The sequence below is a fragment of the Pseudomonas sp. R1-7 genome, assembly GCF_051132105.1.
In the GTDB taxonomy this organism is placed as follows: Bacteria; Pseudomonadota; Gammaproteobacteria; order Pseudomonadales; family Pseudomonadaceae; genus Aquipseudomonas.
In genome coordinates this window covers 4,093,948-4,109,608 of record NZ_CP071661.1, presented here as the reverse complement: position 1 = coordinate 4,109,608, position 15,661 = coordinate 4,093,948, and the positions used below count along the sequence as shown (strand labels likewise).

General features: G+C 62.8%; 15 protein-coding genes. 10 read left to right on the top strand and 5 right to left on the bottom strand.

Features of this window, described 5'->3' with window-relative positions:
• Positions 1–8: 8 nt before the first annotated feature.
• The 4 genes from kdpB to J3P79_RS18275 are packed head-to-tail and all read left to right on the top strand — an operon-like array spanning position 9 to position 6,098.
• The gene (gene kdpB, locus J3P79_RS18290; protein ID WP_434604824.1) at positions 9–2,063 is read left to right on the top strand and encodes a potassium-transporting ATPase subunit KdpB; all 2,055 of its coding nucleotides are present in this window, start codon (positions 9–11) and stop codon (positions 2,061–2,063) included.
• 47 nt (positions 2,064–2,110) lie between these two features.
• Positions 2,111–2,656, top strand: coding sequence for a potassium-transporting ATPase subunit KdpC (kdpC, locus tag J3P79_RS18285; RefSeq protein WP_434604822.1), 546 nt, complete (start codon positions 2,111–2,113; stop codon positions 2,654–2,656).
• Between the two features lie 43 nt (positions 2,657–2,699).
• Positions 2,700–5,351 (top strand): DUF4118 domain-containing protein, encoded by a 2,652-nt coding sequence (locus tag J3P79_RS18280; protein ID WP_434604820.1) that lies wholly within the window; start codon positions 2,700–2,702, stop codon positions 5,349–5,351.
• A gap of 48 nt (positions 5,352–5,399) precedes the next feature.
• Positions 5,400–6,098 carry a response regulator gene (locus J3P79_RS18275; RefSeq protein ID WP_434604818.1) on the top strand — a complete coding sequence of 233 codons (699 nt, stop codon included), beginning with the start codon at positions 5,400–5,402 and terminating at the stop codon, positions 6,096–6,098.
• A gap of 163 nt (positions 6,099–6,261) precedes the next feature.
• Here the strand turns inward: J3P79_RS18275 and J3P79_RS18270 are convergent, their stop codons facing one another.
• Positions 6,262–7,299, bottom strand: a complete 1,038-nt coding sequence (locus tag J3P79_RS18270) for a patatin-like phospholipase family protein (protein WP_434604816.1) — start codon at positions 7,297–7,299, stop codon at positions 6,262–6,264.
• 208 nt (positions 7,300–7,507) lie between these two features.
• On the opposite strand from J3P79_RS18270, the gene J3P79_RS18265 reads away from it, so the two are divergent.
• The 3 genes from J3P79_RS18265 (at position 7,508) to J3P79_RS18255 (ending at position 9,599) form a co-directional block, all read left to right on the top strand.
• Complete coding sequence (locus J3P79_RS18265) at positions 7,508–7,798, top strand: hypothetical protein (RefSeq protein ID WP_039588883.1); 291 nt, start codon at positions 7,508–7,510, stop codon at positions 7,796–7,798.
• 105 nt (positions 7,799–7,903) lie between these two features.
• Entirely contained in the window at positions 7,904–8,665 is a 762-nt protein-coding gene (locus J3P79_RS18260; protein WP_434604813.1) for a CHAD domain-containing protein, read from the top strand.
• A 136-nt stretch (positions 8,666–8,801) separates the two neighbouring features.
• Entirely contained in the window at positions 8,802–9,599 is a 798-nt protein-coding gene (locus J3P79_RS18255; RefSeq protein WP_434604811.1) for an acyl-CoA thioesterase, read from the top strand.
• A 14-nt stretch (positions 9,600–9,613) separates the two neighbouring features.
• On the opposite strand, the gene J3P79_RS18250 is transcribed toward J3P79_RS18255, so the two are convergent.
• The 3 genes from J3P79_RS18250 to J3P79_RS18240 all read right to left on the bottom strand — a co-directional run bounded on the left by J3P79_RS18250 (position 9,614) and on the right by J3P79_RS18240 (position 12,375).
• Positions 9,614–9,976 (bottom strand): Mpo1-like protein, encoded by a 363-nt coding sequence (locus J3P79_RS18250; protein WP_434604809.1) that lies wholly within the window; start codon positions 9,974–9,976, stop codon positions 9,614–9,616.
• 164 nt (positions 9,977–10,140) lie between these two features.
• Positions 10,141–11,358, bottom strand: coding sequence for a methyl-accepting chemotaxis protein (locus J3P79_RS18245; protein WP_434604807.1), 1,218 nt, complete (start codon positions 11,356–11,358; stop codon positions 10,141–10,143).
• A 207-nt stretch (positions 11,359–11,565) separates the two neighbouring features.
• Positions 11,566–12,375 carry a TatD family hydrolase gene (locus J3P79_RS18240; protein ID WP_434604805.1) on the bottom strand — a complete coding sequence of 270 codons (810 nt, stop codon included), beginning with the start codon at positions 12,373–12,375 and terminating at the stop codon, positions 11,566–11,568.
• A 232-nt stretch (positions 12,376–12,607) separates the two neighbouring features.
• On the opposite strand from J3P79_RS18240, the gene J3P79_RS18235 reads away from it, so the two are divergent.
• From J3P79_RS18235 to J3P79_RS18225, 3 genes are all read left to right on the top strand, one after another.
• Entirely contained in the window at positions 12,608–14,029 is a 1,422-nt protein-coding gene (locus J3P79_RS18235; protein ID WP_434604803.1) for a transglycosylase SLT domain-containing protein, read from the top strand.
• 98 nt (positions 14,030–14,127) lie between these two features.
• Entirely contained in the window at positions 14,128–14,562 is a 435-nt protein-coding gene (locus tag J3P79_RS18230) for a DoxX family protein (protein ID WP_039588890.1), read from the top strand.
• 249 nt (positions 14,563–14,811) lie between these two features.
• Positions 14,812–15,120, top strand: a complete 309-nt coding sequence (locus J3P79_RS18225) for a hypothetical protein (RefSeq protein ID WP_039588891.1) — start codon at positions 14,812–14,814, stop codon at positions 15,118–15,120.
• Between the two features lie 11 nt (positions 15,121–15,131).
• On the opposite strand, the gene greB is transcribed toward J3P79_RS18225, so the two are convergent.
• Complete coding sequence (greB, locus tag J3P79_RS18220) at positions 15,132–15,629, bottom strand: transcription elongation factor GreB (protein WP_434604801.1); 498 nt, start codon at positions 15,627–15,629, stop codon at positions 15,132–15,134.
• Between the last annotated feature and the right edge of the window lie 32 nt (positions 15,630–15,661).

Sequence of the window (15,661 nt, the reverse complement as noted above, 5' to 3'; positions counted from 1 at the left end):
ATTTGATGATGAACATGCCAATGAGCAAGACCGTCGTCGCCAAGGCGCCGGAGCAAGCCAAAACCAATCTGTCGGCGCTGTGGCGGCCGGCGCTGGTGCAAGCGTTCGTCAAGCTTGATCCACGCCAGTTGCACCGTGCGCCAGTGATGCTGGTGGTGGAACTCACCGCGATCCTCACCACCGTGCTGTGTCTGGTTCCCGACAGCGCCGTGCCGACCTTTGTGGCCGCGCAGATCGCGCTGTGGCTGTGGTTTACCGTGTTGTTCGCCAACTTCGCCGAAGCCCTGGCCGAAGGGCGCGGCAAGGCCCGTGCCGACAGCCTCAAGGCCGGCAGCGAAGGCTTGAGCGCGCGCCGCCAGACGGCGGACGGTTTTGAGGTGATCCCTGCTACTCGCCTGCGCAAAGGCGATGTGGTGCGGGTCGCGGCGGGGGAGATGATCCCTGGGGACGGCGAAGTGATCGAAGGCATCGCGGCGGTCAACGAAGCGGCGATTACCGGGGAATCGGCGCCGGTCATCCGTGAGTCCGGTGGCGATCGCTCGGCCGTCACTGGCAATACGCGGCTGGTCTCCGACTGGCTATTGGTGCGCATCACCAGCAATCCGGGCGAGTCCACCCTGGACCGCATGATTGCCTTGGTCGAAGGCGCCAAGCGCCAGAAGACCCCGAACGAAGTGGCGCTGGATATCCTGCTGATCGGCCTGACGCTGATCTTCCTGTTGGTGGTGGTGACGTTGCAGCCGTTCGCGCATTTCGCCAACGGCAGCTTGCCGCTGGTGTTCCTGGTGGCGCTGTTGGTGACGTTGATTCCCACCACCATCGGCGGATTGCTGTCGGCCATCGGCATCGCCGGGATGGACCGCCTGGTACGCCTGAACGTGATCGCCAAGTCCGGTCGCGCCGTGGAGGCGGCGGGGGATGTGCACGTATTGATGCTGGACAAGACCGGCACCATCACCTTTGGCAATCGCCGCTGTGCCGCGGTCTATGCGGCCCCAGGCGTAAGCGCCAAAGAGCTGGCTGAAGGTGCCTTGTTTGCCTCGCTGGCCGACGACACGGCCGAGGGCAAGTCCATCGTCGAATATCTGCGTGGGTTGCATCCGCAGGCTGAGCCCGCCGCTGAGTTGCTGACAGCCGTGCCGTTCAGTGCTGAAACCCGCTTGTCCGGCGTGGATTATCAAGGACGGGTTTATCGCAAGGGCGCGGTGGATTCACTGTTGAGTTTCATCGGTTTGCCCCGTGATGGGCTGCCCGCCGCATTGGCACGGGAAGTCGACAAGATCGCCCAAAGCGGCGGCACGCCGTTGCTGGTCTGCGTCGACGGCAAATTGCTTGGCGCCATTCACCTCAAGGACGTGGTCAAGCCCGGCATCCGCGAGCGTTTTGCCGAGCTGCGCAAGTTGGGAATCCGCACGGTGATGGTCACGGGCGATAACCCGCTGACTGCCGCCGCGATTGCCGCCGAAGCGGGCGTGGATGATGTGTTGGCGGAGGCAACGCCGGAGAAAAAACTGGCGCGCATTCGCCATGAGCAGAACGATGGCCGGCTCGTCGCCATGTGCGGCGACGGCGCCAACGACGCTCCGGCCCTGGCCCAGGCCGATGTGGGCATGGCAATGAACGACGGCACCCAGGCCGCGCGGGAGGCGGCCAACATGGTTGACCTCGACAGCGATCCGACCAAGCTGCTGGATGTGGTGCAGATCGGCAAGGAACTGCTGGTCACCCGTGGCGCGTTGACCACGTTTTCCATCGCCAATGACATTGCCAAGTACTTCGCGATCCTGCCGGCATTGTTCGCCTCGATCTACCCGCAGCTCGGCGTGTTGAACGTCATGCACCTGCAGAGCCCGCAAAGCGCAATCCTGTCGGCCATCGTCTTCAACGCCCTGATCATCGTCGTGCTGATCCCCCTGGCCCTGCGCGGCGTGCGGGTGCAGGCAGCGAGCGCGGCGGCCTTGCTGCGTCGCAACCTGCTGATCTACGGCCTGGGCGGGATCGCGGTGCCGTTCGTGGGGATCAAGGCGATCGACCTGTTACTGACGGGGCTGGGGTTGGTTTGAGCCTGAGAACACCCATCAAAGATGTGTTTTCACCTGAGGATTCGAGAATGTTCACCTTTATTCGTCCGGCCCTGAGCCTGTTACTCCTGATGACCTTGATCACCGGCATCGCTTACCCACTCATTGTCACCGGCGTGGCGCAAATCGCCTTCCCGGACCAGGCCAACGGCAGCCTGATCCATGACGCCGACGGCAAGGTCCGCGGTTCCCGGCTGATCGCCCAGGATTTCGTCGGCGATGGCTGGTTTCACCCGCGGCCTTCGGCGGGCGCCTTCGCGACCGTGGCCAGTGGCGCGAGCAACTTTTCACCGAGCAATCCGGCGCTGGCCACTCGCGTGATCGATGACGCCCACAAACTCCAAGTCCCCGGCCAGGGCGCGGTGCCCCTGGCGCTGCTGACCACCTCCGGCAGTGGGTTGGATCCGCACTTGCCTCCGGCCGCGATTGCCTATCAACTGGCGCGTGTCGCGGCGGCGCGGAATGTCCCGGTGCCGACGTTGCAGCAGTTGCTCGAGGCCCACACCGAGCAACCCTTGGTGGGCCCGCCGGTGGTGAATGTGCTGGCGCTGAACATGGCCCTGGAAAAAATGTAGAAACCTAGAAGCTCAATTCCATTCCTGAGACAAGAGATCCAGCATGAGCGACTCCGGCCGCGCCGATGCACTGTTAGCCAATCTGCCGCGCCACGACCGCGGCCGTCTCAAGGTCTTCCTTGGCGCCGCTCCGGGCGTCGGCAAGACCTTCGCCATGCTGCAAGCGGCCCACACCCGGTTACGCCAAGGCACGAACGTCATCGCCGGTGTCGTCGAGACCCATGGGCGGGCCGAGACCGAAGCACTGTTGAATGGCCTGGTGCAGCAGCCGCTGGTGCGTTCGGAATATCGCGGCGTGATGCTCGAGGAAATGGACCTCGACGGTCTGCTGTCGGCCCGTCCAAGCCTGGTGCTGGTGGATGAACTGGCCCACAGCAATGCTCCCGGCAGTCGCCACGCCAAGCGCTGGCAAGACATCCAGGAATTGCTCGCGGCCGGCATCGATGTCTACACGACGGTGAACGTCCAGCATTTGGAAAGCCTCAACGATCAAGTACGTGGCATCACCGGTGTGCAAGTGCGCGAGACGCTGCCGGACTGGGTGTTGCAGGAGGCCGATGAACTGCTGCTGATCGACCTGCCACCGCGCGAGCTGCTGGAGCGCCTGCGCGACGGCAAGGTCTACGTGCCGGAGCAGGCGCGGGCGGCCATCGATGCGTTTTTTACCCAGACCAATCTCACCGCGTTGCGCGAGCTGGCGATGCAGACCGCCGCCGCGCAGGTGGATGACGATCTGGCGCAAGGCTATCGGCAACTGGGCCAGTCCGCGCCGGCGGTGCGCGGTCGGTTGCTGGTGGGCGTGGACGGTGACTTGCAGGCTGAACGGCTGGTGCGCCACGCCAGCCGCGTCGCCCAGCGCCGGCATCTGCCCTGGAGCGTGGTGCATGTGGATAACGGCGGGGCGCGGGATGAGTCGTCGCGCCAGCGCCTGCAGAGCGCCCAGCAGTTGGCCGAGCGGCTGGGTGGGGAGGTGGTGTCACTGCGCGCCGGGGAGGTTGCCAGGACCTTGATCCAGCACGCCGTGCAACGCCGCGCCACGTTGCTGTTGGTAGGGCAGTCCCGGCGGCGTCTGCGTCGGCGATTGTTTGGGGGCGGCCTGGCTTCGCGACTGTTGCGCAATGCCCGTGGCCTGGAAATCAACGTGTTGGACCGCGACGAATCGCCACCGCCCACGCGCCTGAGCCCGAGTACCCTCGCCACCGGTTTCGATTATGCCCTGGCGCTCGCGGCCACGGTGGCGGCCAGCGCCTTGGCCTGGGGCGTCTCAGGGCTGCTGGCGCTGCCGAACATCTCCCTGGTGTTTCTCATGGCGGTGTTGCTGGTGGCGGTGCGCAGCAGCCTTGGCCCGGCGCTGGCCTGTGCGGCGTTGTCTTTCCTGGCCTACGATTTTCTGTTCATCCCGCCGAATTTTTCCCTGACGATCCAGCGTGAAGAGGACGTGCTGACGCTGGTGTTTTTCCTGCTGATGGCCGCCCTGACGGGCAACCTCGCGGCCCGCCAGCGTCGTCAATTGCAAGCGCTGCGCGACACCCAGCAGGAGACTGGCGAATTGCTCGATCTGTCGCGCAAGCTGACCGCCGCTACGGATCGCCAGGCCGTAATCAGCGCCGCCGTGCAGCACCTCGACAGCGAGGATGATCTGCAACTGTGCCTGCTCAACCGCGACGGACCGCACGGTTGGAAGGTCGAGACCGCCGAGCCGTTGACCTTTACCGAGGCCGAGCGCGCCGCCGCGGACTGGTCCTGGCAACACGACCAACCGGCCGGTGCCGGCACCGCGACGTTGCCGTCCGGGCACTGGTGGTGGTGGCCCTTGTCGAGCGAGGGCGGCCCGCTGGGGCTGCTGGGCGTCTGTTCGAAAGACGGCAAACCCTTGAGCGGCCAGCGCCGTCGTTTGCTGGCGGCCCTCAGCCAACCGCTGGCCCAGGCGCTGGCGCGGGCGCAACTGGCGCAGGATCTGGAAGCGGCGCGCCTGCACGGCGAGACCGAACAGCTGCGCAGTGCCTTGCTCGCGTCTGTCTCCCATGATTTGCGCACGCCGCTGACGTCCATGCGCGGCAGCATCGACAGCCTGCTGGCGCTGGGCGAGGCGATTCCGTTGCAGGACCGCCGCGAACTGCTCGAAGGCACTCGCGACGAGGCCGAGCGCCTGGATCGCTATATCCAGAATCTGCTGGACATGACCCGTCTCGGCCATGGCGCGCTGAAACTGGCGCGCGATTGGGTGTCGCCCGCCGACATCGTCGCCAGTGCGTTGAACCGCCTGCGGGCCGTGCTGGCACCGCTGGCGGTCAGCGTTGAGGTGCCGGTCGGCTTGCCGTTGCTGTATGTCCACGCCGCGCTGATCGAACAGGCCCTGGTCAACGTTCTGGAAAACGCCGCGCGGTTTTCCCCGGCCCACGGGCGATTGCTGCTCAGCGCCGAGGCGACGGCGCAAGAGATCCTGTTTGCCGTGGCGGACGAAGGACCGGGCATTCCCGAGCAAGAGCGGGAGAAGATTTTCGACATGTTCTACACCGCTGCGCGCGGAGATCGAGGCGGGCAGGGCACCGGGCTGGGATTGGCGATCTGCCAGGGCATGGTCGGGGCCCATGGCGGGCGGATCAGTGTTGATGACGGCCTCGACGGTCGCGGCACCTGCATCACGCTGCACCTGCCCTTGCAGGCACAACCGGGGATGGACGATGAAGCCTGACCGGCGCTGCGTTATGCTCTCGCCACTTGATTGCGATGAACGGACCCCATGAGCCAGAGCGCGACCCTTTTGGTCATCGATGATGAACCGCAGATCCGCAAATTCCTGCGCATCAGCCTGGCCTCTCAAGGCTACAAAGTGCTCGAGGCCGAGACGGGGGCCGAGGGCTTGGCCCAGGCGGCGTTGAACAAGCCGGATCTGTTGGTGCTCGACCTGGGCCTGCCGGACATGGACGGCCAGCAGGTCTTGCGCGAATTTCGCGAGTGGTCGACGGTGCCGGTGCTGGTTCTCTCGGTGCGCGCCAGCGAGGCGCAGAAAGTCGAGGCGCTGGACAACGGCGCCAATGACTATGTGACCAAGCCTTTTGGCATCCAGGAGTTCCTGGCCCGGGTGCGTGCGTTGCTGCGCCAGGCGCCGACAGGCGAGGCGCCGCCGGCGGCGCTGACCTTCGGCCCGCTGACGGTGGACCTGGCTTATCGCCGGGTCCTGCTGGACGGCACCGAAGTGGCCCTGACCCGCAAGGAGTACGCGGTGCTGGCGCAACTGGCGCGGCATCCGGGGCGCGTCATCACCCAGCAGCAATTGCTCAAGGACATCTGGGGCCCGACCCACGTCGAAGATAGCCATTACTTGCGCATCGTCGTCGGTCACCTGCGCCAGAAACTCGCCGACGACCCGACCCGGCCTCGGTTTATCGTGACCGAAGCGGGGGTGGGGTATCGGTTGTTGGAAGAGGGTGGTGCTTGATTTGACGCTGTTGTGGCGAGGGAGCTTGCTCCCGCTGGGCTGCGAAGCAGCCCTAAAAACCTGAGCATGGGGTGTGTCAGGCAAAAATCATATCTGAAGTTTTCGGGGCCGCTTCGCTGCCCAGCGGGAGCAAGCTCCCTCGCCACGGGAGCTCTGCGATCCTTCAATTCTGCTCACTCTCATACCGATCCAACGTATCCCGGGCAATCTCCCGTCCCAGTGCGATCAGCTCCGGCGCCTTGTAGAACTCGAAGAACCGGCACACCCGTTTTGGCACGTTGATCAACACGTCCGGTGGATAACCGGCAATTTTGTACTGGGCCAGCGAGGTCTGCATCACCTCGAAGCTCTGGTTGATCAGATCCAGCAGCGACGCGGGCCCGACGTTATCGATGATGAACGAACCCGTGGCGGATTTCGGCGCCCCATCGCTTTCTGGGGCGGCCGCCGGTTGCTGGCCTTCCGGCTCGGCGGATTCGATCCAGGCGTTGATATCCGCGGCTTCGGCCTTCAGGGCTTCCTGTTCCAACAGCAATAATTGCTCGGCCTGTTTGCGGCGGAACGGCAGTCGTGACCCCAGGGAACTGACCAAGGTGTCGAAGCGACGCCGGAACGCGGCGGGGCGCTGGATGACGGGCAACCGATATTGCTTCTGGTTGGTGGCGTTGAGGTTCACCGCAATGATCAGGTCGCAATGGCTCGACACCACCGGCACGATCGGCAGCGGGTTGAGCAGCCCGCCGTCTACCAGCATGCGGTTGCCTTGCATCACCGGGGTGAACAGGCTGGGAATGGCCGCCGAGGCGCGCATTGCCTGGTGCAGGCAGCCTTCCTGGAACCAGATTTCCTGTTGGTTGGTCAGGTCGGTGGCGACCGCCGTATAAGGAATGCGCAGTTCTTCGATGTTGAGCTCGCCGACAATCTTGCGGATCTGCCCGAACACCTTCTCGCCCCGAATCGCCCCGAGACGAAAACTGACGTCCACCAGCCGCAGGACGTCGAGGTAATCGAGGCTTTCGATCCAGTTGCGGTAATCCTCGAGCTTGCCGGCGGCGTAGATTCCGCCCACGACGGCGCCCATGGAGCAACCGGCGATACAGGCAATGTCGTAGCCGCGCCGTTCGATCTCCTCGATCACTCCGATATGGGCATAGCCCCGGGCGCCGCCCGAGCCCAATACCAATGCGACACGTTTTGTCATGAGCTGGCCTCTCGTCGAACAGACGTCAACAATGCACTGATCGACGGCCCGGCTCAAATCGTTGTGGCGCAGGCGTCGTTTTTTGACACGCCACGACGGCATTTGCGTATTCTCGTCCACACTTGAATATACCGGTGGCGCCGAGGCACTTTTTCCCGGCGAAACCGTCTTACCAGCACGACTGTTGACCTGACTTGAGGTGTTATCGATGAAAGCCCGGATCTGCCTGCCCCTGGTGGCATCCCTGATGGTTCTGGCCCTGGCCGGTTGTGCCGGCAAGACCGCGTACCGCGACAGTTGTGGCAGCCAACTCGACAGCGCATGGCGCGAACTGGACCTGGCCAAGGCCGAAGGTTTCGCCGGCACCGTCAGTTATTCCAAGGCCCTGTCGTTGCTGACCGGCGCCAAGACCCAACAGCAATTCGAAGCGTTCGAGGGCTGCACCAAGAAAGCCGAAAAGGCGCGCTTCTACATTCGCGAATCCCGCGCAGGACGATAAACACAGCGGCGAGCTTCCAGTTGCAAGTCGCAAGAGGACGGTACGCATCGCCTCCACTTGCGGCTCGCGGCTCGAAACTTGAAGCTGCGTACGGAGTACGCCCCCATGATTGATCGGCTGGTGGCCCGGATACTGGGCCTGGAAGTCCGCCTGTTGGCCTGCCAGGCCCGCTTGAATGCCCAAACCGACAGTGAAGCACTGCATGACCTGCGGACCACGGTGCGCCGTTTGCGCAGCTTGCTTCGTCCGCTGCGTGGATTGCCCGGTGTCGAGCAGCTGGAAACAGCCGCGTCGGCAGTGGGAACCCTGACCACGCCGTTGCGCGACCGCGAAGTGCTGGCGGCTTATCTGGAAAAACACGGCAAGACCGAGGCAGCGCAACGGCGCCAGGTGCAAATGGCCGAGGCTTATCCCGCCGTGGCCAGCAGCCCCGAGCTGGCGCACTTGCTGATGATCCTCGACGCGTTCCCACGTTTCATCCGTGCTGCCCAGCGCCAGGGCCTGCTGGCCGGGCTGCGCAAGCGCATCGAAAAACGCCTCGACAAGCAATGGAAAAAACTCGCCGAGGCCCTGCGCGATCCCGCCCATGACCGTCACCGATTGCGTCTGTTGATCAAGCGCGTGCGCTACGCCATCGAAGCCTATCCGGAACTCGATCGCCTGCCGGAAGCGGCCATGCCACGGCTCAAGTCTGCCCAGGGCGCCCTGGGGGATTGGCATGATTGCTGGCAATGGCTGGCGCGTGCCGAGCACGAATCCGACCTGCAGCCCTGTGTGCCGGTCTGGCGAATCACCATGGAAAAAGCCGAGGCCAAGTCCGACCGCGTGCTGGATAAACTGATCGCCAGTTGTTTCGATAAATCCTGAATCTCGCCATAACCGCGGTGGGATATTCAGAATCCACGGCTTTTCTGTCAGTCTCTTTGGCCGGAATGAGCGCTGTGTCGCTTGTCCTGGCTGGGTAAGATCCCTTCATCTTTTTCCGCAGCTTCTAGAGGTCGACATGCGCTTCTCCGATTTGATCGATGCCGTGCGCCATCAGCCAGACGCCGTTGTGATCCCGCCGGAATGGGGCCAGGGCCGTGCCAGTTTTGGCGGCCTGGTGGCGGCGTTGCAATACGAGGCGATGCGGGCGCAGGTCCCGGCGGATCGCCCGGTGCGCTCGCTGGCGATCACCTTTGTCGGCCCGGTCGCGCCCGACATTCCCGTCAGTTTTCAAGTCGATGTATTGCGCGAAGGCAAGGCCGTCAGCCAGGTCCTGGGGCGTGCGGTACAGAACGGTGAGGTCGTGACCGTGGTGCAAGGCAGCTTCGGCGCGTCGCGATCTTCGGTCGTGTCGGTGCAGGCTGATCCCGCCCCCGAATTCAAGGGGGTCGAGCAATGCCAGGAGTTGCCCTACGTCAAGGGCGCAACGCCGGAATTCATGCGCCACCTAGCAATGCGTTGGAGCGTCGGCGGGTTGCCGTTCACGGGGAACAAATCCCGTAGCATGGGCGGTTGGGTGCGTTTGCGCGGCGATGTGAAGGAAGAGCCGCTGGACGAGGGGCATATCCTGGCGCTGGTGGATGCCTGGCCCCCGGCACTGTTACCGCACCTTACCCAAATGGCGCCGGGCAGCACGCTGACCTGGACCATCGAGTTCGTCCAGCCATTGCTGGAGCTCACGACGTTGGATTGGTGCCAGTACCTGGCCGAGATCGAGCATGCCCAGGACGGCTACGGCCATGTCGCGGCGAAATTCTGGAGCGCCGATGGGCGGCTGATCGCCATGAGTCGGCAAACCGTGACGATTTTCGGCTGAGGTGTCACGGTCATTCAGTGACGGTGGCGATCCCGCCAGGCGCGCCACCACCCACCGCTGAGAAAAAAACGCGGAAACGTCAGGAATTGCTCCACCAGCAGGCGCGACATGGCGTCCTTGCGATCACTGAACGGCTCGGAGGCTTGTTTCTCCAGGCTGTGGCCATGGCGCTGCAGCCCGAGTGCGGCGAGCAGGCCGATGACGCCGATGGCGACGTCGCCCAGGCTCAGGCTGAACACGCCGGAGACGATCAGCAGAAAGGCGACGATGAACAACGGCACCGCGATCAGATGCAGCACCAGGTTGGTCGGATGGCGATGATTTTCGGGATAGGCGCGCCATTGCCAGGCCGGAAGGTTGGGGTGACGTTTGCCCATGATGCTATTCCTTGAGTCCGTTGAAACCGAATAACCGAAGAATAGGTCGGGCCGGGCATGGCGGCGAATCGCGGTTGGCTATCGTGGCGATAGCGAGTCATAGCTAAAAGGCTTTTGGCGAGGGAGCAAGCTTCCTCGCCACGGATTTTCAGTTATTCAGGGGTTTAAAGCTTCAACTGCCCAATCGCTTTGTTCAACTCGCCCGCCAGCGTCGCCAGTTCATCACTTGTGGTGGCCGAATCCACGGTCTGGCGCACGGTGTTTTCGGTCACGTCGCGAATACTCACCACTGCCCGGTTCATCTCCTCCGCGACATGGCTTTGCTGCTCGGCCGCAACGGCGATCTGGGTGTTGCTTTCGCGCATCTGCGCCACCGCCTCGGTGATCTGCGCCAATGCCTCGCCGGCCGCACAGGCCTGTTGAACGCAGTCGTCGGCCTTGTGCGAACTTTCCTGCATGAAATCCACCGCGTCGCGGGTTCCCGCCTGCAACGCCGAGACCATGGTGGTGATTTCATCCGTCGAGGTCTGCACCCGCTTGGCGAGGTTGCGGACCTCATCGGCCACCACGGCAAAGCCCCGGCCCATTTCACCGGCGCGTGCCGCTTCGATGGCGGCGTTCAGGGCCAGCAGGTTGGTTTGCTCGGCGATGCTGTGGATCACGCTGACGACGCCGTTGATTTTCTGGCTGTCTTCGGCCAGGCGCTGGATCATCTCGGCGGTCTGCTGCACACCCGTGGACAGCCCGGTAATCGATTGCTGGACGCGGCTGACCACCTCGCGGCCGTTACCGGCCAGGGCGTCGGTGGTTTTCGACAGGTCACGGGTGGCACCGGCATGCTGGGCGATGTGATAGACCGTGGCGGACATCTCATTGATCGCCGTGGCGGCCTGATCGGTCTCGCTTTGCTGGCCGAGCATGCCGTGGCGCACTTCGTTCATGCTGGAGGCGAGCCTGGCGGCGCCGCTGTCCAGTTGTCGCGCGGTGCTGGCGACGGTGTCGACCACGCGTTGATAACCGGCTTGCATTGCATTGAACGCGACGGCCATCTGACCCACCTCGTCCCGGCAGGCCAGGGGCACGCGGGCGGACAGGTCACCGGTTTTTTCCACATGCAGCATCACGTCTTTCAGGGTGTTGAGCTGACTGAGTAGAAAGCGGATCAACAGCTGTGACGCACCCAGCATCGCCAGCATCAACACGAACACCGCCACGGCGTATTGACTGAAGCGGTCAGCGAAGACCTGGCCCAGGCTGACCCCTCGCAGCTGCTGTTCCAAGTGCATGGCGTAGAGCACCAACAGCAATGTGGTGGCGAAGGCGACCGCGTTGACAGCCCAGAATTTATACTTCAGCGAGATATTGCTAAGCCAGGCACCCATGGTAGGTCTTCTCTGATAGCGGAAACAGTTTTGGCAAGGTGCCAGTATTCTGCTGCTATCCAAGGGGCTGGGTTTTGATATGGGTCAACGGATGCCGAGAACCCTTGTGGGAGCGAGCTTGCTCGCGATAGCGGTAGGTCAGTCACATGCATGCAAACTGATGCACCGTCATCGCGAGCAAGCTCGCTCCCACAGCGGCCCTTCCATTTAATTGGAGAGGTTCGGCAACCCGAAAAACGCCCGGGCGCAGGCGGTGCTGTGGGCCGCCAGGTCCTCCTGGGTTTCGCCCCGGTGCAGGGCAACCTCGCGCAAGACGTCAGTCAGGTACGCCGGCTCGTTGCGACCGTTCTTGGGTTTGGGGCGCAGGGTGCGCGGCAGCAGGTATGGCGCATCGCTTTCGAGCATGAGTCGGCCACGGGGGATTTCCCGTACCAACGGATGCAAGTGGGTGCCTCGGCGCTCATCGCAAATCCACCCGGTGATACCGATGTGCAAATCCAGGTCGAGATAGCTGAACAGCGCTTTTTTCTCGCCGGTGAAGCAATGCACGACCGCCGCAGGCAGTCGATCGCGAAAGTCGCGAAGAATCTCCAGCAGACGCTGGTCGGCGTCGCGCTCGTGGAGAAACACCGGCAATTGCAACTCCGCCGCAAGGGCCAGGTGTTCTTCCAGGACTTTCTCCTGTTGTGAGCGCGGCGAGAAATCACGATTGAAATCCAATCCGCATTCTCCCACCGCGCGAACGCGCTCTTGCTTGAGCAGATCCTTTAAATGCCGGGCGCTGTCGGCGGTCCAATCGCTGGCGCTGTGGGGGTGGATGCCTGCGGTGGAAAACAGCTGTTGCCCAGCCTCGTCAAGTTGCCGGCACAGTTCGAGGGCCTGTTCGCTGCCCTCGATGCTGGTGCCGGTCAACACCAGTTGGCAGACCCCGGCTGCATAGGCGCGCTCGAGCACTGCCTGGTGTTTGTCGGCAAAACTGGGATTGGTCAGGTTGACGCCGATATCGATGAGTTGCATGGTGCTACCTCGGCCCAAAGGCCGGAAAGCATATCAGAGCTGTAGATTTATAAGAAAAGCCAAGAACTACAACGAGTTGCGGCTGTCTGTTGAGGCCACGAGACAGGTCGGGGTGGTATCACAGCCATCGTTGTGCCAGTCTTTCGCACTTTTCAGCGCCCCAGGTGCTCTGTTTTGTCGGCCCGATTCCGCTCCTCCTGGGATGGCCCGGCAATATCCTTCCGGAGAGTGGATGACACGTCCCCAGGTGTTGCTACTGCTGTGTTGTTCGCTGTTGTTGCCGATGCCGGCCGAAGCGCGGCTGCCCGGACCGGTGCAGGCCGTGGCGCCGGGAACGGTTCGTGACCTGGCGCAAATCCGCAGCAGCCGGGTACTGAAGGTCTTGGTCAATCAAAGCCGCAACAGTTCCGGCGAGGTGCAGGGGCAACCCATTGGCGTCGAATATCATCGGTTGCGGGCGTTTGAACAATACCTGAACGGTCACGCCCGGGATGGCCAGGAAATCACCCTCAAGATCATTCCCAAGGCCAAGGATCAACTGCTTGGCGCCTTGCAACGTGGGGAAGGCGACCTGGTCGCGCCAGGCGAATTGCTCGAGCTGCAAGCCGGCCAGGCGGTCAGCGCCAGTAACCCGATTCGCTCCGACGTACCATTGCTGCTGGTGGGGATCAAGGGCGAGAAGCGTTATACCCGTGTCGAACAATTGTCGGGCAAGACCTTGGCCTTGCCCAATGGCAGTGCGGCGGGGGACGCCGTCAGCCAGATCAATCAGAAGCTGGCGCTGCTCAAGTTGCCACCGGTGAAGATCGAGTGGGTCGACCCCACCCTGGCGGTGGAGGATGTCCTGGAGATGGTTCAGGGAGGGATTTTTCACCTGACCATCGTCGAGCAGCCGATCGCCGAACGCTGGGGCAAGATCCTGCCCAAGCTGCGCTTCGACCGCCAATTGCTCATCGGCGAGCCGAGTGACGAGTTCTGGTTCGTCCGCCGCGACGCCGCGATGCTACGGGCGAGCATCGATCGATTCCTCGCCACCTACAAGGCGCCGTCCAACGAAGACGCTGCGTTCCTGCGGATCTACCGTCGCTTGTATCAAGTCCACTACCCGCTGGCCCGCGCCAATCGCCAGCGCCTGGAAAAGCTGCGTCCGGTGTTGCAAAAACACGCCCAGGCCCAGGGCATGGACTGGCTCAACCTGGCTGCCCTGGCGTTCAAGGAATCGGCCTTGCAACCCAACGCACGCAGCGGCAGCGGCCCCACCGGCCTGATGCAGATCACCCCCTCCGCGGCCCAGCGGGTCGGGGTCAACGACATCCGCAACCTCGACGGCAATGTGCAGGCCGGTGCCAAGTACCTGGCCATGATTCGCCGCAAGTTTTTCTCCAGCCCCAAGCTCAACGAGCGCGAACGAATGGCGTTTGTCCTGGCGGCCTACAACATGGGGCCCGAACGGGTGCAAGGCATGCGCGCCGAGGCCCGGCGACGCGGGTTGAACCCGAACCAATGGTTTTTCCAGGTGGAGCGCATCGCCATGGAGCAGGTGGGAATGGGCGCAGTCAGCTACGTTAACAGTGTGAACAAATACTATCTGGCGTTTGATCGGGAGCGAGAGTCGCTGGAGCCCCAGGAACGAGAGGTGGTTTCACGGAAGTGATCAAATAAATTGATTGGTATGGCGGATTTTTTGCGCTATTCAGATAAATTTATTCGATTAGTATGGCGTCCAACCACACACATCCAAGGAATGCATCCATGAGCACTGTTATCAACAAAGTACTGTTCTCCCGTGCTGGCTACGGCCTGACTGTCTTGCGCATCGTCGTCGGCATCATCTTCGCGGCCCACGGCTCGCAAAAACTGTTCGGGCTGTTTGGCGGTTACGGTTTGGCCGGGACCGCGCAGTGGATGGAAAGCATCGGCCTGGCGCCCGGTTACCTGATGGCGACATTGGCTGGCGGCACCGAGTTCTTCGCCGGGCTGGCGCTGATCATCGGTCTGTTGGCGCGCCCTGCGGCGCTGGGCCTGGCGATCCTGTCGCTGGTGGCGATCTTCTCGGTGCACATCGGTAACGGTCTGTTCATGGCCAATAATGGTTATGAGTTCGGCCTGGCCCTGCTGGCAGGTAGCATCGCCGTGCTGATCGAAGGTGCGGGCAAGCTTTCGGCCGACAACGCCATCGCCCGCTAAGCGCTTGCCGCAATCCCGAGGCCCGTCCAGTACGGGCCTTTTTTGTAGGCGTCGATTCTTGACACTGGCCGGTCAGCTTCTCTAGGATGCCGCTCATGCGCCGATTTAAACAGCTACTTGCGGGGCGCCAGGTGACTCATTCAGTTGCCGATAGAAGCCAGGAAACAGGGCTTCGAAATACCGCTAAAGCGCTGGTTCGGTGTTGCCTCTCACCTGCCATGCAGACTTTTGAGGCAGAGACACGACACGATGAACGCACCCAGCCCCCTTGTACGTCTTGCGCCGATCACGGCGAACCTTATCCAACGCAATCCGAAAATTCTCCTGGGTGGTACCCACCAGCCAACGCTGCTGCGTTACCTTGACGGCTGGCCGCGTCGCAGCCACGGACCGGCGGCCTTCCTGATCCAGTTTGTCGAAGACGGTGAATCCCTGGCGCGCTTCGCCAATGACAGTTTCGACCTGGCGGTGATCCAGTCGCCGAATGCCGCAGACGCACCCGAAATGATCCGGCAACTGACCCGCGTGGCCCGACAGGGATTGATTACTCGCCGTTGAAGCGGGTCAGGCTACGGATAGCTGATGTCGACGATGTAGAGCAGTTTTTCCCCTGTCGGTGCCTGGACCCGTACTTCGGCGTCCAGGGCCTTGCCAATCAGCGCCCGGGCCAGGGGCGAGTCGATACTGATCAGGTTCTGCTTCAAATCCAGCTCGTCGGGGCCGACGATGCGATAGCGGGACTCTCTGCCATCCTCATCTTCTACAGTTACCCAGGCACCAAAATAGACTTTGTTCGGGTCGCTGGGTTTTTCACTGACGACCTTGAGCGCTTCGAGGCGCTTGGTCAGGAAGCGCACGCGACTGTCGATTTCCCGCAGCATTTTTTTGCCGTAGGTGTATTCGGCATTCTCCGAACGATCGCCTTGGGCCGCCGCCTCGCTGACCGATTGCGTCACCTGCGGGCGGCGCACGTGCCAAAGTTCATGGAGCTCGGCGCGCATCCGCGCCTCACCTTCAGGGGTGATCAGCGCGGTGCTGGCGGTGCGGGGAGGGCGATAGCGACTCATGGCAACTTCTTGTGATAGCGAAGCCGGAAGTC